Source organism: Kitasatospora sp. NPDC004615 (assembly GCF_042873545.1).
Taxonomy (GTDB): Bacteria; Actinomycetota; Actinomycetes; order Streptomycetales; family Streptomycetaceae; genus Kitasatospora.
The window spans coordinates 251,552-273,731 of the sequence record NZ_JBIALQ010000001.1 but is presented as its reverse complement, the minus strand read 5'-3'; the positions used below and the strand labels follow the sequence as shown (position 1 = coordinate 273,731).

Genomic DNA, 22,180 nt, shown 5'->3' with positions numbered 1-22,180 from the left:
TCCGAGGGGGACACGCACCGTCCCGGTCACGTCCCGGCGGAACCAAGCGCGATCTCCGTCCAGTCGGCCTGGTCCCGCCGAAGGACGCGGTTGGCCATCCCCTGCAGTTCGGAGAGGCGGGTACGCGCATCGGAGACGTCGCCGTCGTTCTCGATCAGCTCGTCCAGGACGTTCAGTGCCGCGATGTACCGCTTCGCCATCGTGTCCGAGTCGGGTGCCCGGGAGGGCGACCTTCGTCCGCGAGGCCTATCCCGTACTTCCCCGCATGGACGGACCGACGTCCCGTAGCCTCTTGGGCACGGACGAGGGGCCTGGACAGGGTGGGGACATGGAACGACAGGGCGGGGAACAGCGGCTCGGCTACTGGCGAGTGGAGAACGGCTCGGCCGTGGCTGTCGGCTACGCGGAAGCCCTGGCCGCGTGGCGTGCGGCGGCGTATCCGGTTCTGGTCCAGGTCGCGGGGAGGTATCGCGCGGTCATCACCTACCGGGAACTCGGCGAAGCCGTGCAGGAGGCATCCGGTGTTCGCACCAGGGCGCTCCTGCACAACTGGATCGGGCGGGTACTCGGCGGAGTCGTCCACGAGGCGCACCGCCGTGAGGACCCGCCCCTGACAGCGCTGGTGGTCCACAGCGCTGACGGCATGGTTGGGGAGGGCTACAACGAGGTTCTGCAGGTCGCCGGCCTGCCTGCCGCGGCGGACGCGCACGACCGCGAGGTCCACGCCGCCACCTCCCGGCTGGCGTGCTACCGCGCGTACTGCACCGCACTGCCGGCCGACGGCGGGAGCCCGGCGCTGGCACCCCGCTATCAGGACACCGTCGCCCGCCGACGCACAGCTGCCGCTCTCCGCGAGCCGGTGCCGGTATGCCCGTCCTGCCACGTCCAGCTTCCTGCCACCGGTATCTGCGACAACTGCGACTGATGCCGGCCGCGGGGCGCATTTCTCGTTCACACGGCTCTGATCCACAGTTGGTCACGTGGTTGGTCACGCCACTGCCCGGAAACGCGAAAGACCCCCAGGAGAACCTGGGGGTCTTTCATTCGGTGTCCGAGGGGGGACTTGAACCCCCACGCCCGATAAAGGGCACTAGCACCTCAAGCTAGCGCGTCTGCCATTCCGCCACCCGGACTAGGTGTTGTCTTCGCGGGGTGTTCCCCGCGGCGACATGGACAACAGTAGCAAAGATCGCCTGGTAGACCCAAAACCGGGGGCGGTGGGGTGGGCGGGGCTTCGAAAGCGGGGGTGTCCGGGGCCGCACCCTTGGGGTGGGGCGGGTGCTGGGGGGAGGATGGCGGGATGGCGCCCGCGGCTCCCGGCCGGGCCGGGGCGGCGCGGGCCGCAGCCGCGCCGGGCGGGCCGAGGTTAGGTGGGAGCGATGAGTGTGGGCAGCGAGCGCGCGGTGACGGCCGAGTCGGAGGTCGCCGAGATCTGCCGTGACCTGATCCGTATCGACACCAGCAATTACGGCGACGGCTCGGGCCCGGGGGAGCGGAAGGCGGCCGAGTACGTTGCCGAGCAGCTCGCCGAGTTCGGGCTGGAACCGCAGATCTTCGAATCGGCGAAGGGCCGCGCCTCCACCGTGGTGCGGATCGAGGGCGAGGACCGCTCCCGTCCCGGGCTGCTGATCCACGGCCACACCGACGTGGTGCCCGCCAACGCCGCCGACTGGACGGTCCACCCGTTCTCCGGCGAGATCACCGACGGCTGCGTGTGGGGCCGCGGCGCGGTCGACATGAAGGACATGGACGCGATGACCCTCGCGGTGGTCCGCGACCGGCTGCGCACCGGCCGCAAGCCCCCGCGCGACCTGGTGCTGGCGTTCCTCGCCGACGAGGAGGCCGGCGGCACCTACGGCGCCCGCTTCCTGGTCGACCGTCACCCCGAGCTGTTCGAGGGCGTCACCGAGGCGATCGGCGAGGTCGGCGGCTTCTCCTTCACCGTGAACGACCAGGCCCGGCTGTACCTGATCGAGACGGCGGAGAAGGGCATGCACTGGATGCGCCTGACCGTCGAGGGCCGCGCCGGGCACGGCTCGATGGAGAACGACGACAACGCCATCACCGAGCTGTGCGAGGCGGTGGCCCGGCTCGGCCGGCACCAGTTCCCGCTGCGCATCACCAAGACCGTCCGGGCGTTCCTGGACGAGCTCTCCGACGCGCTCGGCGTCCGGCTCGACCCGGACGACATGGACGAGACGCTCCGGGTGCTCGGCGGCATCTCCAAGATGATCGGCACCACCCTGCGCAACACCGCCCAGCCCACCATGCTCGGCGCCGGTTACAAGGTGAACGTGATCCCCGGCCAGGCCACCGCTCACGTGGACGGCCGCTTCCTGCCCGGCTACGAGGAGGAGTTCCTGGCCGAGCTGGACAGCGTGCTCGGCCCGCGCGTCAAGCGGGAGAGCCTGCACTACGACAAGGCGCTGGAGACCAGCTTCGACGGCGCCCTGGTCGAGGCCATGCAGACCGCGCTGCGCGCCGAGGACCCGATCGCCCGGGCCGTCCCGTACTGCCTGTCCGGCGGTACCGACGCCAAGTCCTTCCAGGACCTGGGCATCCGCTGCTTCGGCTTCGCCCCGCTCCAGCTCCCGCCGGACCTGGACTTCGCCGGCATGTTCCACGGCGTGGACGAGCGGGTGCCGGTGGACGGCCTGAAGTTCGGCGTCCGGGTGCTGGACCGCTTCATCGACCTGGCCTGACGGCACGCGACGGCACGCGACGGCACGTAACGGCACGTAACGGCATGTGAGGGCACGCGAGGGCACCGGAAACCCGGAAAGTATGAGAAGCAGTCGAGCGTGAGAAATGCCGATCAGCTGTTCGCTTGATCACTTCAACGGGTGAATGTCGGCCCGGCCCCGCATCCCGGGTGCCGGGCCTTCGTTCTTCCGTGTGCAGCCCGGGGGAACGGGCTGGAAACGACCAGGAGGAACAGTCAGATGAAGGTCAAGAAGATCGCTGCCGTCGCCGCCGCCACCGGTGGTCTGGTGCTCGCCGGCGCGGGTGTCGCCTCGGCGCACGGCGGGGCGCACGCGGAAGGCTCCGCGGTCGGCTCCCCGGGCGTGCTCTCCGGCAACCTGATCCAGATCCCGGTGCACGTCCCCGTCAACGTCTGCGGCAACACGATCAACGTGATCGGCCTGCTCAACCCGGCGTTCGGCAACGGCTGCGCGAACTTCTGAAGGGATTGCTGACGGCGTTCCGTCGACGAACGACGGGGCGGCCGACGCCCTGAACTCCCGCCCCCGTACGGCTTCTGCGCCGTACGGGGGCGGACGCGTGTCCGGGGTTGTTAAGGGGCTCCCCGTACGGGTGAACGTCGCGGTTCCCGGAATACCGGAGACCTCACCCGATCGGATGAACTGACTGCAACTGGCTCAACCTTCACCACCGAGGGTCGTTGAACGTAGTGCTGCCGCAATTGCGGCACGGAATTCCGACTATCGGATCGATGAGTGGTCCCGGCTGACGGAATGCCGAAGTCATCGGAAGTCGGTTCAGCAATCCACCGGCATCAGTCCACCGGACAGAGAAAACAAGGGGAGTCAATGCGACAGGTCGCCAGGAAAGGCCTCCTCACGGCCATGGCCACCGGCAGCGTGCTGGCCTCGACCGCGGGCTACGCCCACGCCACTGCCGACGCCCACGGCGTGGCCGCGAACTCGCCGGGCGTCGGCTCGGGGAACGCGGTGCAGGTCCCTGTGGAGCTCCCCGTGAACGCGTGCGGAAACACCCTCAACGTGATCGGCCTGCTCAACCCGGCCTACGGCAACAACTGCGCGAACCACAGCGGCTCCGGCACGGCCGGCACCGGCTCCACCGGCTCGAACAACGGCGGTTCGGGATCCACCGGCTCGAACACCGGCGGCTCGGGGACGTCCGGGACGGGCGCCTCGGCCGGCGGGACGGCCACGAACTCGCCGGGCGTCGGCTCGGGGAACCAGGCGCAGGTGCCGGTCGACGTGCCGGTCAACGCGTGCGGCAACACGATCGACGTGGTGGGCCTCGGCAACCCGGCGTTCGGCAACAACTGCGGCAACCAGGTCACGCCGCCCGTCATGCCCCCCACCCCGGTCGTCGAGACGCCGCCGGGCTGCACCCCGCCGAGCGGCGAGTGCACGCCACCGGTCACCCCGCCGGTCACCCCGCCCGTCACCCCGCCCGTGACGGAGCACACCACCCCGCCGGTCGACGCACCGCCGGCCACCCACCCCGCGGGCGGCGAGGTCCGGGCCGCCGCGGACAACACCGGCCAGCAGCTTGCCTCCACGGGCGCCTCCGGCCTGGAGATCCTGGCCCCGGCCGGCATCCTGCTGCTGCTCGGCGGCGGCGTGCTGTACCGCCGCTCCCGGGTCCTCGCCCGCCGCTAGAACAAACCCGCCCGGCCCCGGCGGCCGCCGCCGGAAACACCCGCGCCCGGGCCGCCCCGTCGCACGATTCGACGGGGCGGCCCGGGCGCGGGCATGCGCGCTACCAGGTGGAGCGGACCTGCCGGATGATGCGCCGCTTCAGTCGGACCGTCCGGCTGCCGTCGGGATACAGCCGGAGCCGGTCGAGCTCCCAATGCCCGTACTCGGCGTGGTCGGTGAGCAGCTGACGCGCGGCGTTGCGGGACGTGCCGCGTGGCAGACGAAGCGACTGGTACTCGTACTCCGGAAGCCGGACCGGTTTGGTAGGGATCAAGACTTTTCCTCCGCTGCTGTGCTGCCTGCAAGCCTACGGCGCGCCGCCGGCCGGTGGCCGGTTCGGGTCCTTACCGCCCCGGGCGGCAGGACGAGCCTTGCCCGGGGCGGAGCTGACCGTCAATCAGTTTTCCCCTCCGGTAGGGATACCCGCCCCGGGCCGCGCTGATGCGCGGCCGAGGAGTCCCCAACAGGGCCGGAGCGCCCTCGTGAAGCGCGGTGACAGAAAGGGGCGGAACGGACATCCAGGGTGAACTTGCCCGATTTTCAGGGCCGTAGGTGACAACCGCTGTGCGTGTCGTCGCCAGGTGGATATAGCGTCTGCACCATGTCTGATGCCGCGCAGCTGACCATCACCGAGGTACGGGCCGCCGCAGAGGCGGTCAAGGCCGCTATCGACCGCCACCTGCAGGCCGTCTCCAGCTCCACCGAGCCCGGGGATCCGGTCGTCGTGCACGCCTACGAGGAGCTCGCGGCGGCCGCCATTGCCTACGACCAGATCCTTTACGAGGTCTACGACGAGGTCACCCCCTTCGAGATCCCGGGCGACGAGTCCGGGACGGGTTACCAGGGCCCCGAACAGCCCGAGGCGATCAGCGTGCTGATCCGCCGCGACTACCTGATCACCGACCCGAAGCGCCTGCGTGCCCAGGCCGAACGGGTCGACGAGGCGCTCACCCCCGGCGGGGGCAGCGAGGCCGAGGTGACCGCGGCGATCGGCGTGCTGTTCGGCGAGTACGAGCCGGACGAGATCGCCGCCCGGGCCGAGGAGTTCGGCCTTGAGGAGGGCGACTCCACGCTGTGGGTGTCGGCCACCGACCCCGCCGAGCCCGGAGAGTGGCTCCCCGAGCCGTTCGACGGCGCCGACCCGGAGCTGCTGATCTGCCGCTTCGACGTCAGCGAGGTCTACGACGACGAGCTGGACGACTGACGGACCACCCGCCCGACCCGGGAACTCCGAGGGCGAAGGGCCCGGGACGCATCGGCGGCCCGGGCCCTTCGCCGTCCACCCGGCGGCTTCCTGCAGCGGCTTCCTACTGGTCGGTGAGGACCGACCGCAGGCGGGTGGTGCGGTCGGCGGCGGGGCGGTCGGCGACCGCCTGGGCGAGCGCCGGGCCCGCCGCGTGGACCACCGACAGGTGCCGCTCGGCCCGGCCGAACGCCGTGTACACCCACTGCCTGGTCAGCTGCCCGGCCGCGTCCTCCGGCAGTACCACGACCACCGCCGGCCAGCGCCGGCCGACCGCCTGATGGGCCGTCATCGCCCAGCCGTGGCGCAGCTTCGCGGCCTGCTGCGGGGAGAGCGTCAGCCGCCCGCCGTCAGCCAGCTCCAGGTGCAGGCCGGCGGCGTCGCCGTCCAGCACCCGCCCGGGCAGGTTGACGCCCAGCGCGGGGGAGTGCACCACCCGGTCGCCCGGGTCGAAGCCGCCGAACCGGCCCGGGCCGGGGTTCAATCTGGCCTTCGCGGCGGCGTTCAGCGCCCGGGTGCCGGCCGGGCCGCCGTGGCCAGGCGTCAGCAGCACCGTCTGCTCGGACGGGATCGACAGGGCGCGCGGAATGGAGTCGGTGAGCAGCTGCACGGCGCGGTGCACGGCCTCGCCGCCGTCCTTGGCGGTGAGGATCACCACCTCCTTGTCGGGGGCGTCCACCGGCTGGAGCTCGCCGATGCCGATGCCCGAGACCAGCTCGCCGATCGGCCCGAAGTCCGGCGTGCGGGACGCCACCGCCGGGCACGCCTTGGCGGCCAGCAGGTCGGCGAAGAACCGGCCCGGGCCGGCCGACCACAGGCCGCCCGGGTCGCCGGACAGCACCAGCCGGGTGCCGTCCGCGAGCGCCTCCAGCAGCGTGGCGGCGGTCTCCACGTCGAGCAGCGGGGCGTCCAGCACCACCAGCACGTCCAGCGGCAGGGTGCCGTCCACCGCGCGCGGCAGCCGCTCGCCGTACAGCAGTTCGGCCAGGGTGCCGATCCGGTCGGCGGCGGGGGAGCCCTCGGGGAGCAGCGCGGCCAGCGCGTCCCGGCCCTGACCCGTCCAGGTCGCCGCCCAGGCCCGCAGGCCGAGCCCGGCGGCGGCGTGCAGCAGCGCGGCCGGTTCGGCGCGGGCCGACTCGCCGCCGGTGTGCAGCACCAGACCGGACCCGGCGGCGGTGCGCACCAGCTCCTGCGCTGACCGGGACGGCGCGGCCTCGGCCGCCGCCTCCCACGCGGCCGGGCCGGGCTGCTGCACTGGGGCTTCCGCAGCCGCGCCCTCCTCGACGGTCTGCTCGGCAGCGTCCTCGACCGGCTCCTCGGCAGCGTCCTCGACCGGCTCCTCGTCCGTGTCCTCGCCCGGCGCGAAGGTGGACAGCAGCCGGACCAGGCCCTCGCCGAGGCTCTCCTCCGCCAGCGCCAGGCGCTCCAGGGCGAGCAGGGTGCGGACGGGCGGCTCCTCGTCCTCGTCGTGGCTGCCGGGCGGCATCGGCAGCTCCTCCTGGAACGGCATCACCCGCCCGTCCTCCAGCACCGCCTGGAGCGCGCCCGCCGCGTCGGGGACGTGCTGGGCGCGCAGCGCCTCGGAGACCTCGCCGAGCTCCTGCGCGGAGTGCCCGCGCAGCGCGGCCTGCTCCAGCAGCCAGGCCACCAGCGCCTGGGCGCGCCGCGGGTCGCCGGGCTGCGCCTTCGGGCCGAGCAGCCCGCGGGCGAAGCCGTCGGCGTGCTCGGGGCGGACGCCGGGCAGCGAGAGCACCGCCCACGGGTCCTCGCGCAGCTGTTCGGCCGCGTCCTCACCGAGCGCGGCGACCGCGGCGGGGGCGAGCTGCGCGGGCGCGCCGCCGGCCGCCAGCACCTCGGCGACGGCCGTCAGCGCGGCCTGCCGCTGGGCGTCGGCGGTCGGGCCGTCGGCGCGCGGCGCGGCGGACGAGCCGGGGGCGGACGGCTCGTCAGGGCTGCCCGAGCCGCTCCGGCCGACGGCCCGGATCGCTTCGGCGAGGGCGGCGACGGTACCGGCGTGCTGCTCGGCGGCCGGGGCCGGGCTCTCCTCGGGGGTGGTCATGCGGAAGGCTCCTTCAGCGGGCCGGACGGCTACAGCTCCGTCCAGCCCTGGTCCGGGTAGCGGTGCACCGGGGCCGACACGTCGTCCAGGGCAGCGCGGATCTCACTCGGAAGCGTAAGGGCCTCCACCGACAGTGAGGACTGCAGCTGGGCGGCGGTGCGGGCCCCCAGCAGGGCGGCCGACACGCCGGGGCGGTCGCGGACCCAGGCGAGCGCGACCTTCAGCGGCGTGGAGGCCAGACCGTCGGCGGCGGTCGCCAGTGCGTCGACGATCCGGCGGGACGTCTCGCCCAGGTACGGCTTGACCGGCCCGGCGGGGTGCTGGCCGGCGCCGCGCGACTCCGCCGGCACACCGTGCCGGTACTTGCCGGTGAGCACGCCCCGGCCGAGCGGCGAGCCGGCCAGCAGGCCCACCCCGGCGTCCAGCGCGGCGGGCAGCGCCTCGCGTTCGATACCGCGCTGGAGCAGCGAGTACTCGAGCTGGACGGCGGCCAGCGGGGCGCGGCCGGGCGAAGCGCGCTGCCAGGCCGCGGACTTGGCGAGCTGCCAGCCGCTGTACTGGCACACCCCGGCGTACCGGGCCCGGCCGGAGGAGATCGCCAGGTCGAGCGCGTGCAGGGTCTCCTCGGTGGGCGTCGCCGGGTCGTACGCGTGCACCTGCCACAGGTCGACGTGGTCGGTGCCGAGGCGGCGCAGCGAGGCGTCCAGGGCGTTCAGCAGGTGGCCGCGGGAGCTGTTGTGGCGCCCGGAGCCGGGCAGCAGGCCGGCCTTGGTGGCGATCACCAGCTCGGAGCGCGGGACGAGGCCATCGGTCAGCCGGGACAGCAGGTACTCGGCGCCGCCGTCGGCGTAGACGTCGGCGGTGTCCACCAGGGTGCCGCCGGCGTCCACGAAGGCCTTCAACTGCTCGGCGGCCTCGTGCTCGTCGGTGTCCCGGCCCCAGGTCAGGGTGCCCAGGCCGAGCCGGGAGACCCGCAGACCGGTGCGCCCGAGCTGTCGCTGTTGCATCGCGTCCCTCCGTCAACCCTGCTGCGCCACCCGCGACGGCGCAGGTCGGGGGCGGTGCCCCCCACGTGCGTGAGAGTAGCGGCGAAACCGGTTGCCGCCCGGGACGACCCGCCCGGCCGACAGGCTCAGCAGTACGTCTCGACGAACAGCAGGACGTGGCCGTCGCCGTCGGTGAACTCGTGCGTTTCGTGGATGGGCAGCTCGGCGGCGCCGAACCGGGCCCGCGCCGCCAGCCAGGCGGCCGGGCGATCGTCCGCCCCGAGGAAGCGGGGGAGCCACTGCCCGGCCCGGTCGTCGTAGGCCACTCCCATCGACGTCCGGTCGGCGGTGACGGCGAGCCGCTTGGCCCGGCGGGGGTCCAGCGGTCCGCGGGTGAGACGCCAGTGGCAGCCGTCGGCGACGGGCATCGGGTGGCAGGAGACCTCGGGCTTGTCCTCCGGCGGTGCGGGCATGGCCGCCACCAGGTCGGCGAAGGTCGGGGCGGGTGGTCGCTTCTTGGGCATCCGGGCAGCAGGTCAGGGCGGTGTGGGGGACAACACAGCTACCGGCCAGTAGTGTGACCGCCGACACGGGGGCTACTCTCACCGCACCACCTGGACCGGAAGGCAGTGGGCACATGCGACTCGGGATCAACCTCGGCTACTGGGGACTCGGCCTGGACGCCGACAACATCGCCGTCGCCCAGGAGGCGGACCGCCTCGGCTACGCGGTCTGCTGGGCCGCCGAGGCGTACGGCTCGGACGCCGCCACCGTGCTGTCGTACGTCGCCGCGAAGACCGAACGGATCGACGTCGGCTCCGCGATCTTCCAGATCCCGGCCCGCACCCCCGCGATGACCGCGATGACCGCCGCCACCCTCGACACCCTCTCCGGCGGCCGCTTCCGGCTCGGCCTCGGCGTCTCCGGCCCGCAGGTCTCCGAGGGCTGGTACGGCGTCAGGTTCGACAAGCCGCTGGCCCGCACCCGCGAGTACGTGGAGATCATCCGCAAGGCGATGTCCCGCGAGCGGCTGGTCCACGACGGCGCCAACTGGACGCTGCCGCTGCCCGGCGGGCCCGGCAAGGCGCTCAAGCTCACCGTCCACCCGGTGCGCGAGCGCATCCCGCTGTACATCGCCTCGATGGGCCCGAAGAACCTCGAACTCACCGGCGAGATCGCCGACGGCTGGCTCGGCCTGTTCTTCTCCCCCGAACACGCCGCGCTCTCCGTGGACGCCCTCGCCGCCGGCCGCGCCAAGGCCGGCCTCGGTCTGGACGGTTTCGACCTCTGCCCCACCGTCAACATCGCGGTCGGCGACGACATCCACGCCGCCGCCGACACCCTGCGCGACTACACCGCCCTCTACCTCGGCGGCATGGGCAGCAAAGAGAAGAACTTCTACAGTCAGCTCGCCCGCCGGATGGGCTTCGAGCAGGCCGCCGACGAAGTCCAGACCCGCTACCTCGCCCACGACAAGCCCGGCGCCGCGGCCGCCGTCCCGCACGACTTCATCGACGCCACCGCCCTCCTCGGCGACACCGCCCGCATCGCCGACCGCATGCAGGCCTACGCCGCCGCCGGCGTCACCACCTTGACCCTTGCTCCCGCAGGCTGGACGCTCGACGAGCGGATCGCCGCCCTGCGCACGGGAGTTGACGCCCTGGAGCGGGCCGGCCTCGCCTGACGCAGCGGGGATCGCCGACGGACGGGGTCTGCCCCGGAAGCGCTCCGCACGGATGCCTCCAGGGCTGCCCCGCACGGCAGTTCCGCGAGACCCGGGCCTCGACAGGTTCACGCCCCAGCGAGCCGGCTCCGGGCCGCTGGTGGGGCGGAGGTCTCGCCCGCCGGCCGTCGCACCCGAAATGCGCAGCCGGTTGCTGACGGCGCATTGCGACAGGCCGTCAGGCACGTGAGGCATCAGGTCTGGTGCGATCCTCTCTGTCACCCCGATCGGGTCGAGGACCACGACCGGCCAGACCGCCGTCGGGAGCACCACCGCCCTGATGGGGCCGATCATCCCGGTCTCTTCTCGGCATCATGCCGCCGGGACCGTCTTCGTGGTGGCGGTCGTAGCGGACTTCCGGTTCCTCTCGGGGCCCACGGCCAGGTCGAGGTGCGGGCTCGACCGGATCGTACGGAAAGCCACGAGCAAGAGCCTCGCCGCTCCCGCCGCCGGACTGGGTGGGACCGTGGTAACTGCCGCTGCCGGAGAAGGCGCTGGGCTTTCCGAACTTCGGTGGGCGGTCCTGGTTTCCGTCCTCGCCGCCATGGGTGAGGCCGGGGTGCGGGCCGCCGCCGGGGCCGGGCGGGGCGCTATGGTGCTTGGCCGAGGCGGCGCCGGCGTGCAGGCTCGCGCCCGCGCCGCCGGAGAGGCCGGAGCCGAGCAGGGAGGAGGTGTCGACCTTGCCGGTGGTCAGGTACTGGGTGGCGGCGTCGGCGCCGACCCCGGTGGCCGCGCCGATCGCGGCCTTCCCGGGCAGCGACCGCGCGGCGCTGCCCAGGCCGAGCCGGCCGGCCGCGCCGCCCAGCCCCTTGCCGACCAGGTGACCGGAGGCACCGCCGATCGCGCCGGCGAGGGCGTTCTGGCCCAGCTCCTTCAGGTCGATGTTCCGGCGGTGCCCCTCGGCGAGCTCGATGCCCTGGGCGAGCAGGTCGATCGCGGCCATCTGGGCGGCCTGCCTGGCCGCCATCGCCAGCGTCTCCTTCAACAGCGTCTTCAAAACCGTCGAAACCGCCATCCGGCCCGCCGCGACGAACGCCGGTATCTGCGCCATCGAAGCACCGGCGGTCACCGGAGCCTCGGCCTCGGCGGTGGCGATCTCGAACGCCAGGATGCCCAGCTGTGCGACGATCTGGATCTTCGCCGTCTCCGCCGCGTTGGCGACCTGCTCCAGCAGGTCGCCCATCCCGTCCAGCGCGTTGACCACACCACCGAGCCGGCCCGGGTCGTCCACGCTGCCCGATCCGACCGAGAACCTGACCCAGTACGCGCCCAGCGCATCGGCAGCGGCACCCTGCTGCCCGTCGAGAGCACGCCGAACCGCCGAATCCGCGCCCTGCGCAGCCTCCTTGAGCCCCTCGGCCGCCCGGCGGCAGTGCTCGGCCATCTCCCGCAACCGGTCCTCGTCCGCCTCCGGCCAGCGGCAACCCGCCAGCAGGAGCAGGACCCACTGAAGCGGCTCGGGGAGCTCAACGGCCACGGACTGGTACCTCCGACTGCGAACGGTCCACGACGGCGCCCGGCCGCCACCGCGCCCGGAACAAGCCGTCCGGAGAAGCGGGTTCGAGCAGGAGCGAAGGTATCCGGCCCGACCACCCGCGTCCCGGCGGAACCACCGGCAGAAGTACGGGTCGCCGATTCCTGCCGGTGCGCGCCGCGCTGGTATGTTCCTGACGCATCATCCGCCGACGCGCCAACAGAGTCGCCGCCGCGACCCGCGCAGGCGGCCGGCACCACGGTCAGGGGCGCAGTCCTCGAACCGTCCCGGCGCCCGCCGTAAGGAGCCCGTCGTGCAGCCCACCCGCAAGGCGCCGCGCATCATGCGCGCCGTCCGGCCGTGAGCGGCCCCGGCGAGTTCGGCGCACTGCTGCGCCGACTGCGACTGCGCGCGGGCCAAAGCCAGGAACACCTCGCGCACGCCGCCGGGCTCGGCGTGCGCACCGTCGCCGACCTGGAACGCGGCAGGGCCCGCGGGCCGCAGCGCCGCACCGTCGAGGCACTCACCCGGGCCCTGGCCCTGGACCCGGACGACGCCCGCGCACTGGAGGCCGCCGCAGCACTGGGCCGCCCGCGCGCCGTGCCCGCGGCACCGCTCGCCGGTACGCTCGCCCTGCCCCGCGACCTGCGGGACTTCACCGCGCGTACCGAAGCACTGGACAGCGTGCGGGAGTTGGCCTCCCACACGGACCACGGCCCGGCCCCCGTCGCCCTGATCACCGGTCAACCGGGCCTGGGCAAGAGCGCGTTCGCCGTCCACGTCGCCCACCTGCTCGCACCCGACTACCCGGACGGCCAGCTCGGCCTCGACCTGCGCGGCACGGACGAGCGGCCGACCGACCCGCGCGAGGCACTGGCCCGGCTCCTGCGCGCCCTCGCGGTGGACGAGAGCGCCATTCCCCGCAGCACCGAGGAACGCTCAGGCCTGTGGCGCACCCTCACGGCGGACCGCCGGCTGCTCATCCTCCTCGACAACGCCGCGGACGAGGACCAGGTACGCCCGATGCTGCCCGACCGGGGCACCTCACTGACCCTGGTGACCAGCCGGCACTCGCTGGCCGGTCTGGAGTCGTCGCACCGGACGGACCTCGGCCTGCTGCGCCGGGAGGAGGCCGTCCGCCTGCTGACCCGCATCCTCGGCGCCGACCGGGTCGCCGCCGAGGAACAGGCCGCCCGCGATCTCGCCGACCTGTGCGGCCGGCTGCCGCTGGCCATCCGGGTGGCCGGCCAACGGCTGGCCGCGCGACCGGCCGAACGCGTCGGCACCCTCGTGTCGCACCTCACCGACGAGGAAAGACGGCTGGACGCCCTTCGCGCCGGCAGCCTGGAAGTCCGCGCGGCGTTCGCCCTCTCCTACCGCCGCCTCGCGCCCCCCGCACGCACACTGCTGCGTCGCGCCGCGCTCGCGCAAGGACCGGACTTCAGCGCCCACACCCTCGCCCTGCTCGCCGACCTGCCGCTGCGCCGAGCACGGCAACTGGCCGAGGACCTCGAACAGCAGGGACTGCTGCAAGCCACCCCGCAGCCGGACCGCTACCGCTTCCACGACCTGCTGCGCCTGTTCGCGGCCGAGCAGCTCGCCGAGGAGGACGACCCCGCCGCGATCGAACGGATCCGGTCGCAGGCCGCCCGCCGGCTGCTGGCCCGGGCCGAGGCCGCCGCCGCGCACTTCGACGCCGAACACGACCGCCCCGCCGTGCGCGATCCCGACCCGTCCACCGCACCGACCGACGCCGGACAGGCCCGCGCCTGGCTGGAGGCCGAACGGGAGCAGTGGCTGTGGGCCCTGCGGCACGCCCACGACCGCGGGCTGCACCGCGAGGTCGTGGACACCGCCGAGGCCATGCACTGGTTCTCCGACCGCACCCAGCACTGGGAGCAGTGGACCGAGGTGTTCGAGCTGTCGGCGGCATCGGCCGAAGCCATCGGCTCCCGCGCCGAGCAGGCCGCCCACCTCAACTACCTGGCCTGGGCGCACAACCTCCGCACCTACGACCACCAGCGGGCCCTGGAGACCGCCGACCGGGCCCTCGCCGCCGCGCTCGCCGCCGGAGACCGCCTGCAACAGGGCTGGGCCCTCGGCTACGGAGCCGGAGCCCTGCACCGCCTGGGCCGCACGGAGGAGGCCACCGCCCGGATGCGGTCCGCCGCCGACTGCCACCGGCGCAATCCCGACCCGCGCAGCCGGCTCGCGGAAGTGAGCGCCTGGAACGCCCTCGGCACCCTGCTGCGCGACGCGGGCGAAGCCGGAGAGGCGCTCACGGTCCACCGCCGCAGCGAAGCCATCTGCCACGCCGGGATCCCCGGCCAGACCCCCACACTCCACACCGTCTACCTCGCCATCACCGAGCACCAACTCGGCTGCGACCTGGCCGCCCTGACCCGCTGGAGCGAAGCCGAGCCGCCGCTGCGCCGGGCGCTGGCCGCGTTCGAGTCGCTCGACATGCCGGCCTGGAGCGAGCCCGTCCGGCTCGACCTCGCCGTCGCCCTGCACCACCAGGGACACCGCGACGAGGCCCGGGCCGAGCTGACCACGGCCCACCGCGCGCTCGTCGGCCTCAACCACCGGCGCCACACCGAAGCGGCCGACCTGCTGCACAAGTCGGCCACCGAACCTGCGGGCTGAACCCCCGAAAGCGAGGATGGCGAAGGTCGAGGTGGAACGAGTTCCGCACCATGGCAGTCGCGGTGGCGCTCGCGCTGGTCATCGCCGGGTTCACGCCGCCGACCGGTGCGAACGCCGTGGGCATCGGGGCGACGGCCTGTCAGTTCGACATCAAGCAACGCACGGACACCTCGGAGGTCTGTGTCCAGACGAACTGGTGGCAGAAGGTCATCGCCACCACCACCGGCCTGGCGGTGGCAGTGCTGTGCCTCGCGCCCTTCGCCGTGGGCGCTCTCGTCCTGCGCAGGGATGCGGTGCTATCCGTCGAGCATCTTGAAGGCCCCGGCATCGAACCCGGTCGGCTTGAACGACCACTTGGCCACCTCGATGTACGTGACGATGCAGTGGTCGCCCTTGAAGACCTCGATCGGCCAGCCGCGGAAGTTGTAGACGGAGCGGGCGGGCACTTCGTCGGCGCTGGCCGCGTCCATGCAGCGGCCGAAGTACTCGGGTGCCCGGGTCCACATTTTGCCGGTGTAGTCGCTGTTCTGGTAGAAGCAGGTCTTGTTGAACGGGCAGACCGGTGCCAGGCGGAACCTCAGTAGGTCCGAGTGGAGATTTCCCGTTCCGGTGTCGGGCGGGTAGACGGAATTGGGCGGCCCGGAGCAGTCGGTGTTCTTGTAGGCCTCAAGCTGGAAGCGGGTCTGGTTCCAGAAGGACAAGGTCCTGGAGCGGGTTCCGTCGCGCCAGTTGGACTGGAACTCGAAGCACCGCCCCATGGGCAGGCCCTCCCGCCTGAACTGGCCCTGGAAGTCCTTCTCGGACCAGAAGCACATTCCGACATCGGGGCAGACGTCGTTGGCCGCGTGGGCGGGCGACGAAATCGCCGGCAGGGTGGCGGCCAGCAGGAGCACTGTGGTGGCGGCTGCGCGATGAATCGCTGACGTACGCATGCACATCCTTGCGGTCGCAGGGGTGAAAGTGATCCGTCTGCATGGAGGGGGTCGGCGAACCGAAGTCGCGAAGAAATTGATAAGTAGTTAATTACCACTTTGGCGGGAATGATTTAATGCCTTGCCGATTGTCGCGTATGCGCGGTCTCCGATGAAGGCGCGCTCGCTCGCTCGCGGCGCATTCATGACTTCCTGTGTTCACTCCAGTACATTCGGCGGCGGCCTCTCTTTTTCGGGCAAATCGGTGCCAACTGCCAAAATCTCTGGAGGACTCGTGGCGCGCTTCCGTACCCGTCTGACGCTGATCGGCTCGGCCGCAGCGCTTGCCGCCGGCGCTGTCGTCCCCGCGCAGTTCGCCGGGGCGCAACCTGCCGCCGCCGTAGACCGGCAGTGGGTCGCCCTGGGTGACTCGTACACCGCCGGGGTCATCCCCGCCGCCGGCGACGTCTTCGAGATCCCCCGGGACGGCTGCGAGCGCACCGACCAGTCCTACCCGCAGGTCATCGACCGTGACCTCGGCTCGCTCGTCGAGCTGACCAACGTCAGCTGCGGCGCAGCCACCATTGCGAACGTCACCGACGAAGCCCAGGAGCCGCTCGGCCGTCACCTGCCGCCGTTCTCCGAGGATCCGGACTACCCGTTCCCCCCGGTCCCGCCGCAGTCCGCGGCGGTCGGCCCGAACACCGACATCATCACCGTCGGCGTGGGAGGAAACACCCTCGGCTTCGGTGAGTTCGTCACCAAGTGCGCGGAGCTGGGCCAGGGGAGCGGTGGCGTGGGCACCCCGTGCAAGGACGAACTGGCCGCCGGTATCCCGGCCCGGTTGAACAAGGTGCGCGAGCAGTACGACCGAATGCTCGCCGTGCTTCACGAGCGAGCCCCGCACGCGAAGATCCTGACCGTCGGCTACCCCACTGTCGTTCCCAAGGACACCTCCAAGTGCCGCTACAACGACCTGTCCCAGTTCGGCTCGGTCACCCAGGGGGACCTGGACTGGCTGCGCCAGGACGTTCTGGAACCCCTCAACAGGACCATTGAGAAGTCGACCGGCACACAGAAGACGGCGAGCTTCGTCAACCTCTACGACTCCTCGCAGGACCACAGCGTCTGCGACTCCGGCAAGTGGGTGGAAGGCTTCATCACTCCCCCCGACCAGCTGTCCCTCGTGCACCCCAACGCCCGCGGCCACCGCAACGCCGCCGACCACGTCGAAGACGCGATGCTGAACGCCCTCGGCTGACCCGCACCCGATCTCCGCGCAGCGGTGGCGCCCGCCGTACGGTCGGCCCTCTACCGCACTTCAGTTCCGTTTCTCAGTAGATCTCCAATGGATCACTCGAACTGCTGACCGTGGCTGTACGGGGTGACCGCGACGGGCAATGCTCGGGTCGGCATTGACCCGCACGAAACGGAGACCGACATGGCCGAGGACGACGAGGTGACCTACCAGGTCACGTCCAACGACGAAGAGCAGTACTCGCTCTGGCCCGCGGGCCGGGAGCTTCCGCCCGGCTGGAAGGCCGCGGGCAAGACCGGCACCAAGGAGGAGTGCATGGCCTACATCAAGGAGGTGTGGACGGACATGCGCCCCCGTTCCCTGCGGGAGTCGATGGGCTAGGCGCAGCTGCCCCGGGGCGCGCGAGAACCGCCGGCCCGACACTCGCCCCGGTCAGGCCCTTCGGAGCCTCGCCGGGGCGAAGTGCTGCCTCCTGGCGGGGGGTTCGTCCAGCCGCCGGGCCGCCCGGGCGCTCGACGGGCGGATCGCCGTGCGGCGCACGGGAGGTGACGCCCCGGAGAGGCCGGGTCCGGCCCTGGACGGATCGAACACCGGCCCTCGAACAACGAGTAAAGGTGCTGGCAAGAAAGCGTTTTGACGGGGTAAGTGGTTCCGATACGATCACCCGCGTTCGCCGCCGTGGCAGTGCGCTCCGGCGAAGGGCGGACGCACCTCTGAACCACCGTTCCTTGGGGGACCCTTGAGCATACGCCGTTCGATCGCCACCGCCGTCTTCGTTGCCGCGGTCTCCGCTCCGACCGTCCTCGGCTCCACCCCCGCCCTTGCCGACAGCGCGCCCGCCCCCACCGGCCAGTCTCAGCCGGACGCGCCCGTTGCCGATGTCCCGGCGGCGGACGCCCCGGCGGAGACCGGCCCCGCCACGCCCGCGCCCTCCACCGTCATCTCGCCGGAGGAGGAAGCCGAACTGCGGGCCCGGCTGGCCAAGGTGATCGAGGAGCCGGGGCACAGCCGGTACTTCTACGAGCACGCCAAGGCGGCGATGGCCGGCACGGCCGAGGACGTCAAGCACTTCCTGGACGTCGAGATGGCGCAGATCATCCGCAGCGACAAGCGCGTCCGGGTCTCGCAGATCCTGGAGCAGGCCACGCCGGGCAGCCGCCTGGCGGAGGCCGCGAGCAAGGCGCTGGACGGCGACGACGCGGCGATCGACCACTTCCTGGAGGTCGAGGCCCCGAGGCTGCTCGCCAACGACCGCTGGTGGAAGGTGCTCCACCAGCTGGTCCGGCCGGGCAGCTCGCTCACCATCACCGAGGCTGCCGCCCAGGTGCTGAGCGCGGACGATGCCGAGGCCTTCCGGTCCGACCTGAAGAACGTCAGTGACGACGACGCCCGGCTGTGGCTCTCCCAGGCCATGTCGCTGGGCGGGCCCGAGGTCCGGAAGGCCGCCGGTGAGGCCCTGGACGCGAACACCTCCGAGGCCTTGCACACCTTCCTGCTCACCGGCCTGGCCGAGGCCCAGGCCCGGGACACCGCCAACGCCCAGGAGACGGGCGGCGGCAACAACGGCGGCGGCACCGGTGGAAACGACGGCAACACCGGCGGCACCGGCGGCAACACCGGCGGAAACGACGGCAACACCGGCGGAAACGACGGCACCGGCGGCGGCACCACCCCGAACCAGGGCGGCCAGGGCGGCGGCACCACCGTCACCCCGGCGTCCGACACGACCCAGACCGGCACCGGCACGGGTACCAACACCTCCGGTACCAACACCTCCGGCACGGGCACCTCCGGCACGGGCACCCTCGCCTCCACCGGCGTCGACGCCCCGCTCGGCACCCTGGCTGCCACCGGCGCGGCCTCCGTGGCCCTCGGCAGCGCCCTGGTGGCCGCCCGTCGCCGCCGCCAGCGGCAGTCCTGACGCTCCGCCTGTCGAACGCTCGGGTCGGCCCGGCCCCACAGCACCCCCCTCGCGGCGTCGAACAGTAGGTAAAGGAAAAGGCAAGAAAACCCCGCAGTGGGCAAGTGGTTTCGATACGATCACCTCGTCCGTCGCCGTGACAGCGCGTCACAGCGGCGGACGACGCGTCTTATGGAGCGCTGTTCCTTGGGGGGAACCTTGAACATTCGCCGTTCGATCGCCACCACCGTTCTCGTCGCGGCGGTCTCCGTCCCGACCGTCCTCGGCGCCACCCCGGCCCTGGCCGACACCACGCCCGCGCCCGCCGCGCAGTCACAGTCGGCCGCCGGGTCCGTGCTCTCCTCCGACATCACGCCGGAGGAGGAGATCGAGCTGCGGGCGCGGCTGGCGGCAGTGATCGCGGAGCCCGGGCACAGCCGGTACTTCTACGAGCACGCCCAGGCGGTGATGGCAGGCACGGCCGAGGACGTCAAGCGCTTCCTCGAGGTCGAGATGCCGCAGATCATCCGCGACGACAGGCGCGTCAAGGTGGCCGTGATCCTCTCCAAGGCCACGCCCGGCAGCCCGATCGCGGCGGCCGCGAACAGGGCGCTGAGCGGCGGCGACGCGGAGATCGACTACTTCCTCGACGTCGAGTACCCGCAGCTCCTCGACGACGAGCGCTGGCGGAAGGTGATCGACCGGCTGATCCGGCCGGGCAGCTCGCTCACCCTCACCGAGGCCGCCACCCAGGCGCTGAGCGCGGACGACTTCGCGGCGTTCCAGGCCGGCCTGGACACCATCGGCGACAGCGACATCCGGGTGCGGCTTGCCCGGGCCATGTACCTCGGCGGCCCCGAGGTCAAGAAGCTCGTCAACGAGGCCCTGAGCTCGAACGACTCCGCGTTCCTGCGCCACGTCCTGCTCGTCGGCCTGGCCGAGGCCCAGGCCCGCGACGCCGCCAACGGCTTCTGAGTCGGCCGCGGCAGTCCCGACGATCGGCCCGAAGGCCCGGCACCCCCGCCGGGCCTTTCGGCCTTCGGCGGGTGCGCCTACAGCCAGCCCGCGCGTTTGAACAGGCGGTGCAGGACGACACAGACGCCGCCCATCACGGCCAGCGCGGCGGGGTAGCCCCAGGGCTGGCTGAGTTCCGGCATGTGCTCGAAGTTCATGCCGTAGATGCCGGCGATCATGGTGGGGACGGCGGCCAGGGCGGCCCAGGCGGAGATCTTCCGCATGTCGTCGTTCTGCTGGACGCTGACCTGGGCGAGGTTGGCGGAGAGGATGTCGGAGAGCAGCCGGTCCAGGCTCTCCACCACCTCGTTGACCTTGGCCAGGTGGTCGGCGACGTCCCGGAAGTAGGGGCGCAGTTCGGCGGGGACGAAGGGCACCCTGACCTCGCCGACGGCGGTGCCGGTCCGGGTGAAGCGCAGGGCGGGCTCCATCAGCGGGTAGGTGGCCTTGCGGAAGTTCACCACCTGCCGTTTGAAGGCGTAGATGCGCTCGGCGGCGCCGCGGACCCGGCCGGGGGAGAAGATCTCGGCCTCCAACTCGTCCAGGTCCGTCTGGAGTTCGGTGGCCACGTCGAGGTACTGGTCGACCGCCATGTCGCAGATCGCGTAGAGCACGGCGGCGGGGCCGTGGGCGAGCAGTTCGGGCTGCTTCTCGAGGTCGGCCCGCAGGTCCTTGAGGGGGCTCTCCGGCCCGTGGCGGACCGTCATCACGTACGAGTCGCCCAGGAATATCATCAGCTCGCCGATGGAGACCGACTCGTCCTTCGGGTGGTACCCGGCGGTCTTCAGAACGGTGAACACCGAGTCCTGGTAGATGTCCACCTTCGGGCGCTGATGCGCCGTCAACGCGTCCTCGACCGCCAGCGGGTGCAGGCCGAACTCGTCGACGGCATGGTCGAATTCGGCCCTCGTCGGGTCCGCCAGGCCGATCCACACGAAGCCGTCGCCGGACGCTCGGACCGCCTCCAGCGCGTCCGAGAAGTCCTCCGGTCCCTCGGTGCGCCGCCCGTCCCGGTAAGTGCCGCAATCCACGATCATGCCCGCCATTGTGACCCGAACCCCCGGGCCGCCGGGAGGGGTGCACCCCGTACGCTTGCGGTATGCCCACCCTGCTGCTCGTGCGCCACGGCCGCTCCACCGCCAACACCGCCGGAATCCTGGCCGGCTGGACACCCGGCGTCGACCTGGACGACACCGGCCGCGCGCAGGCCGCCGCCCTGCCCGAACGGCTGGCCGGACTGCCCGTCGCCCGCCTGGTCAGCAGCCCGCTGGAGCGCTGCCGCCAGACCCTGGAACCGCTGGTCGCCGCCCGCCCCGAACTCGGCCCGCCCGACCTCGACGAGCGGCTCGGCGAATGCCACTACGGCGACTGGACCGGCCGCCCGCTGTCCGAACTCGCCGACGAGCCGCTCTGGCGCACCGTCCAGGACCACGCCTCGGGCGCGGCCTTCCCCGGCGGCGAATCGCTGCGCACGCTCAGCCACCGCACCGTGGACGCCGTCCGCGAGTGGAACGAGAAGATCGCCGTCGAACACGGCCCGGACGCGCTCTGGGCGGTCGCCACCCACGGCGACGTGATCAAGGCGATCGTCGCGGACGCCCTCGGCCTGCACCTCGACCACTTCCAGCGGATCTCCGTCGAGCCGTGCTCCGTCACCGCGATCCGCTACACCCCGAACCGCCCGTACCTGCTGCGCCTCGGCGACACCGGCACCCTGGCCTCGCTCGCCCCGCGCCCGCACGGCCACTCGGCCGGCGACGACGCGGTGGTCGGCGGCGACACCGGCACCGTCTGAGCCCGGCCGGGCCGGCGCCGCTCGGCGGTGACGCCGGCACCGTCTGAGCCCGGCCGGGCCGGCACCGCACCAGCCCCACCGTCCCCACCGGGAATCCGCGCCACCCGCGCCCCACGGCAGGCCCGTTTGGCCGTAGGGTGAGAGGCGAGAAGACCGCACACCCCCGTACCGGAGCGAGCAGCGTGTCCCGTCAGGTCCACTTCTACGACCAGCCCGAGCGGTTCGTGGCCGGCACCGTTGGCCAGCCCGGAGCCCGGGCGTTCTACCTGCAGGCCTCCTCGCGCGGCCGGATCACCAGCGTCCTGCTGGAGAAGGCCCAGGTCGCCGCCCTCGCCGAACGCATCGAGGAAGTCCTCGACGAGGCGCTGCGGCGCAGCGGCGGCGACGCCTCCATCCCGGCCGCCGCGCCCGTCGACCTGCTCGACGCAGCCCCGCTCGACCTGCCGCTGGAGCAGGAGTTCCGGGTCGGCACCATGGCCCTCGCCTGGGACGCCCGCGAGGAGTGCCTGGTGATCGAGGCGCAGGCGTACGTCGAGGAGTCCGAGGACGAGGACGAGATCGAGGTCTTCGACGACGAGAACGGCCCCGACCTGCTGCGGGTGCGGCTCAGCGGCGCGATGGCCCGGGTGTTCGCCAAGCGCGCCCTCGACCTGGTCGAGGCGGGCCGCAAGCCCTGTCCGTTCTGCAACCTGCCGCTCGACCCCGAGGGCCACCTGTGCCCCCGCGCGAACGGCTACCGGCGCTGAACGAGCAGCGCGC

General features: G+C 72.4%; 21 protein-coding genes and 1 tRNA gene. 13 read left to right on the top strand and 9 right to left on the bottom strand.

Translation table 11 applies throughout. The features are described from left to right. Positions 1-26: 26 nt before the first annotated feature. Positions 27-200 (bottom strand): hypothetical protein, encoded by a 174-nt coding sequence (locus tag ACFYS8_RS01310; RefSeq protein WP_387634085.1) that lies wholly within the window; start codon positions 198-200, stop codon positions 27-29. Between the two features lie 128 nt (positions 201-328). On the opposite strand from ACFYS8_RS01310, the gene ACFYS8_RS01305 reads away from it, so the two are divergent. Next, on the top strand, positions 329-925 hold the full coding sequence (locus ACFYS8_RS01305) for a hypothetical protein (RefSeq protein ID WP_387634084.1): 597 nt from the start codon (positions 329-331) through the stop codon (positions 923-925). A 123-nt stretch (positions 926-1,048) separates the two neighbouring features. Here ACFYS8_RS01305 and ACFYS8_RS01300 read toward each other — a convergent pair. Further along, positions 1,049-1,133: transfer RNA gene (locus ACFYS8_RS01300), tRNA-Leu, on the bottom strand. 246 nt (positions 1,134-1,379) lie between these two features. Here ACFYS8_RS01300 and ACFYS8_RS01295 point away from each other — a divergent pair. The 3 genes from ACFYS8_RS01295 to ACFYS8_RS01285 all read left to right on the top strand — a co-directional run bounded on the left by ACFYS8_RS01295 (position 1,380) and on the right by ACFYS8_RS01285 (position 4,373). After that, positions 1,380-2,702, top strand: coding sequence for a M20/M25/M40 family metallo-hydrolase (locus ACFYS8_RS01295; RefSeq protein WP_387634082.1), 1,323 nt, complete (start codon positions 1,380-1,382; stop codon positions 2,700-2,702). Positions 2,703-2,942: 240 nt separating this feature from the next. Further along, a complete protein-coding gene (locus ACFYS8_RS01290; protein ID WP_387634080.1) occupies positions 2,943-3,185 on the top strand; it encodes a chaplin in 243 nt (80 codons plus the stop codon). A 366-nt stretch (positions 3,186-3,551) separates the two neighbouring features. After that, complete coding sequence (locus tag ACFYS8_RS01285; RefSeq protein ID WP_387634078.1) at positions 3,552-4,373, top strand: chaplin; 822 nt, start codon at positions 3,552-3,554, stop codon at positions 4,371-4,373. A gap of 100 nt (positions 4,374-4,473) precedes the next feature. On the opposite strand, the gene ACFYS8_RS01280 is transcribed toward ACFYS8_RS01285, so the two are convergent. Beyond that, the gene (locus ACFYS8_RS01280; protein WP_035874678.1) at positions 4,474-4,683 is read right to left on the bottom strand and encodes a DUF5703 family protein; all 210 of its coding nucleotides are present in this window, start codon (positions 4,681-4,683) and stop codon (positions 4,474-4,476) included. A 330-nt stretch (positions 4,684-5,013) separates the two neighbouring features. Here ACFYS8_RS01280 and ACFYS8_RS01275 point away from each other — a divergent pair, with 330 nt between their 5' ends. Continuing rightward, complete coding sequence (locus ACFYS8_RS01275; RefSeq protein ID WP_387634076.1) at positions 5,014-5,616, top strand: hypothetical protein; 603 nt, start codon at positions 5,014-5,016, stop codon at positions 5,614-5,616. A gap of 103 nt (positions 5,617-5,719) precedes the next feature. Here the strand turns inward: ACFYS8_RS01275 and ACFYS8_RS01270 are convergent, their stop codons facing one another. The 3 genes from ACFYS8_RS01270 to ACFYS8_RS01260 form a co-directional block, all read right to left on the bottom strand. After that, positions 5,720-7,714, bottom strand: coding sequence for a helix-hairpin-helix domain-containing protein (locus tag ACFYS8_RS01270; RefSeq protein ID WP_387634074.1), 1,995 nt, complete (start codon positions 7,712-7,714; stop codon positions 5,720-5,722). Positions 7,715-7,743: 29 nt separating this feature from the next. Beyond that, entirely contained in the window at positions 7,744-8,721 is a 978-nt protein-coding gene (locus tag ACFYS8_RS01265) for an aldo/keto reductase (RefSeq protein WP_387634072.1), read from the bottom strand. A 125-nt stretch (positions 8,722-8,846) separates the two neighbouring features. Continuing rightward, a complete protein-coding gene (locus ACFYS8_RS01260) occupies positions 8,847-9,224 on the bottom strand; it encodes a hypothetical protein (RefSeq protein WP_387634070.1) in 378 nt (125 codons plus the stop codon). A gap of 113 nt (positions 9,225-9,337) precedes the next feature. On the opposite strand from ACFYS8_RS01260, the gene ACFYS8_RS01255 reads away from it, so the two are divergent. Continuing rightward, a complete protein-coding gene (locus ACFYS8_RS01255) occupies positions 9,338-10,384 on the top strand; it encodes an LLM class F420-dependent oxidoreductase (RefSeq protein WP_387634068.1) in 1,047 nt (348 codons plus the stop codon). 217 nt (positions 10,385-10,601) lie between these two features. Here the strand turns inward: ACFYS8_RS01255 and ACFYS8_RS01250 are convergent, their stop codons facing one another. Then, a complete protein-coding gene (locus ACFYS8_RS01250) occupies positions 10,602-11,900 on the bottom strand; it encodes a hypothetical protein (protein WP_387634066.1) in 1,299 nt (432 codons plus the stop codon). Positions 11,901-12,257: 357 nt separating this feature from the next. On the opposite strand from ACFYS8_RS01250, the gene ACFYS8_RS01245 reads away from it, so the two are divergent. After that, positions 12,258-14,543, top strand: a complete 2,286-nt coding sequence (locus tag ACFYS8_RS01245; protein ID WP_387634064.1) for a helix-turn-helix domain-containing protein — start codon at positions 12,258-12,260, stop codon at positions 14,541-14,543. 296 nt (positions 14,544-14,839) lie between these two features. Here the strand turns inward: ACFYS8_RS01245 and ACFYS8_RS01240 are convergent, their stop codons facing one another. Further along, complete coding sequence (locus ACFYS8_RS01240) at positions 14,840-15,475, bottom strand: peptidase inhibitor family I36 protein (protein ID WP_387634062.1); 636 nt, start codon at positions 15,473-15,475, stop codon at positions 14,840-14,842. Between the two features lie 274 nt (positions 15,476-15,749). Here ACFYS8_RS01240 and ACFYS8_RS01235 point away from each other — a divergent pair, with 274 nt between their 5' ends. The 4 genes from ACFYS8_RS01235 (at position 15,750) to ACFYS8_RS01220 (ending at position 19,587) form a co-directional block, all read left to right on the top strand. Beyond that, entirely contained in the window at positions 15,750-16,715 is a 966-nt protein-coding gene (locus tag ACFYS8_RS01235; protein WP_387634060.1) for an SGNH/GDSL hydrolase family protein, read from the top strand. A 180-nt stretch (positions 16,716-16,895) separates the two neighbouring features. After that, the gene (locus tag ACFYS8_RS01230; protein WP_387634058.1) at positions 16,896-17,093 is read left to right on the top strand and encodes an MbtH family protein; all 198 of its coding nucleotides are present in this window, start codon (positions 16,896-16,898) and stop codon (positions 17,091-17,093) included. 358 nt (positions 17,094-17,451) lie between these two features. Continuing rightward, positions 17,452-18,633: an ALF repeat-containing protein gene (locus ACFYS8_RS01225; protein WP_387634056.1), complete on the top strand. Its 1,182-nt coding sequence runs from the start codon at positions 17,452-17,454 to the stop codon at positions 18,631-18,633. Between the two features lie 198 nt (positions 18,634-18,831). After that, positions 18,832-19,587: a hypothetical protein gene (locus ACFYS8_RS01220; protein WP_387634054.1), complete on the top strand. Its 756-nt coding sequence runs from the start codon at positions 18,832-18,834 to the stop codon at positions 19,585-19,587. A gap of 77 nt (positions 19,588-19,664) precedes the next feature. Here the strand turns inward: ACFYS8_RS01220 and ACFYS8_RS01215 are convergent, their stop codons facing one another. Then, a complete protein-coding gene (locus ACFYS8_RS01215; RefSeq protein ID WP_387634052.1) occupies positions 19,665-20,663 on the bottom strand; it encodes a magnesium and cobalt transport protein CorA in 999 nt (332 codons plus the stop codon). A gap of 62 nt (positions 20,664-20,725) precedes the next feature. On the opposite strand from ACFYS8_RS01215, the gene ACFYS8_RS01210 reads away from it, so the two are divergent. Both ACFYS8_RS01210 and ACFYS8_RS01205 read left to right on the top strand, forming a co-directional pair. Next, positions 20,726-21,421 (top strand): histidine phosphatase family protein, encoded by a 696-nt coding sequence (locus ACFYS8_RS01210; RefSeq protein ID WP_387634050.1) that lies wholly within the window; start codon positions 20,726-20,728, stop codon positions 21,419-21,421. A 182-nt stretch (positions 21,422-21,603) separates the two neighbouring features. Continuing rightward, a complete protein-coding gene (locus ACFYS8_RS01205; RefSeq protein WP_387634048.1) occupies positions 21,604-22,167 on the top strand; it encodes a DUF3090 domain-containing protein in 564 nt (187 codons plus the stop codon). Positions 22,168-22,180: the final 13 nt, after the last annotated feature.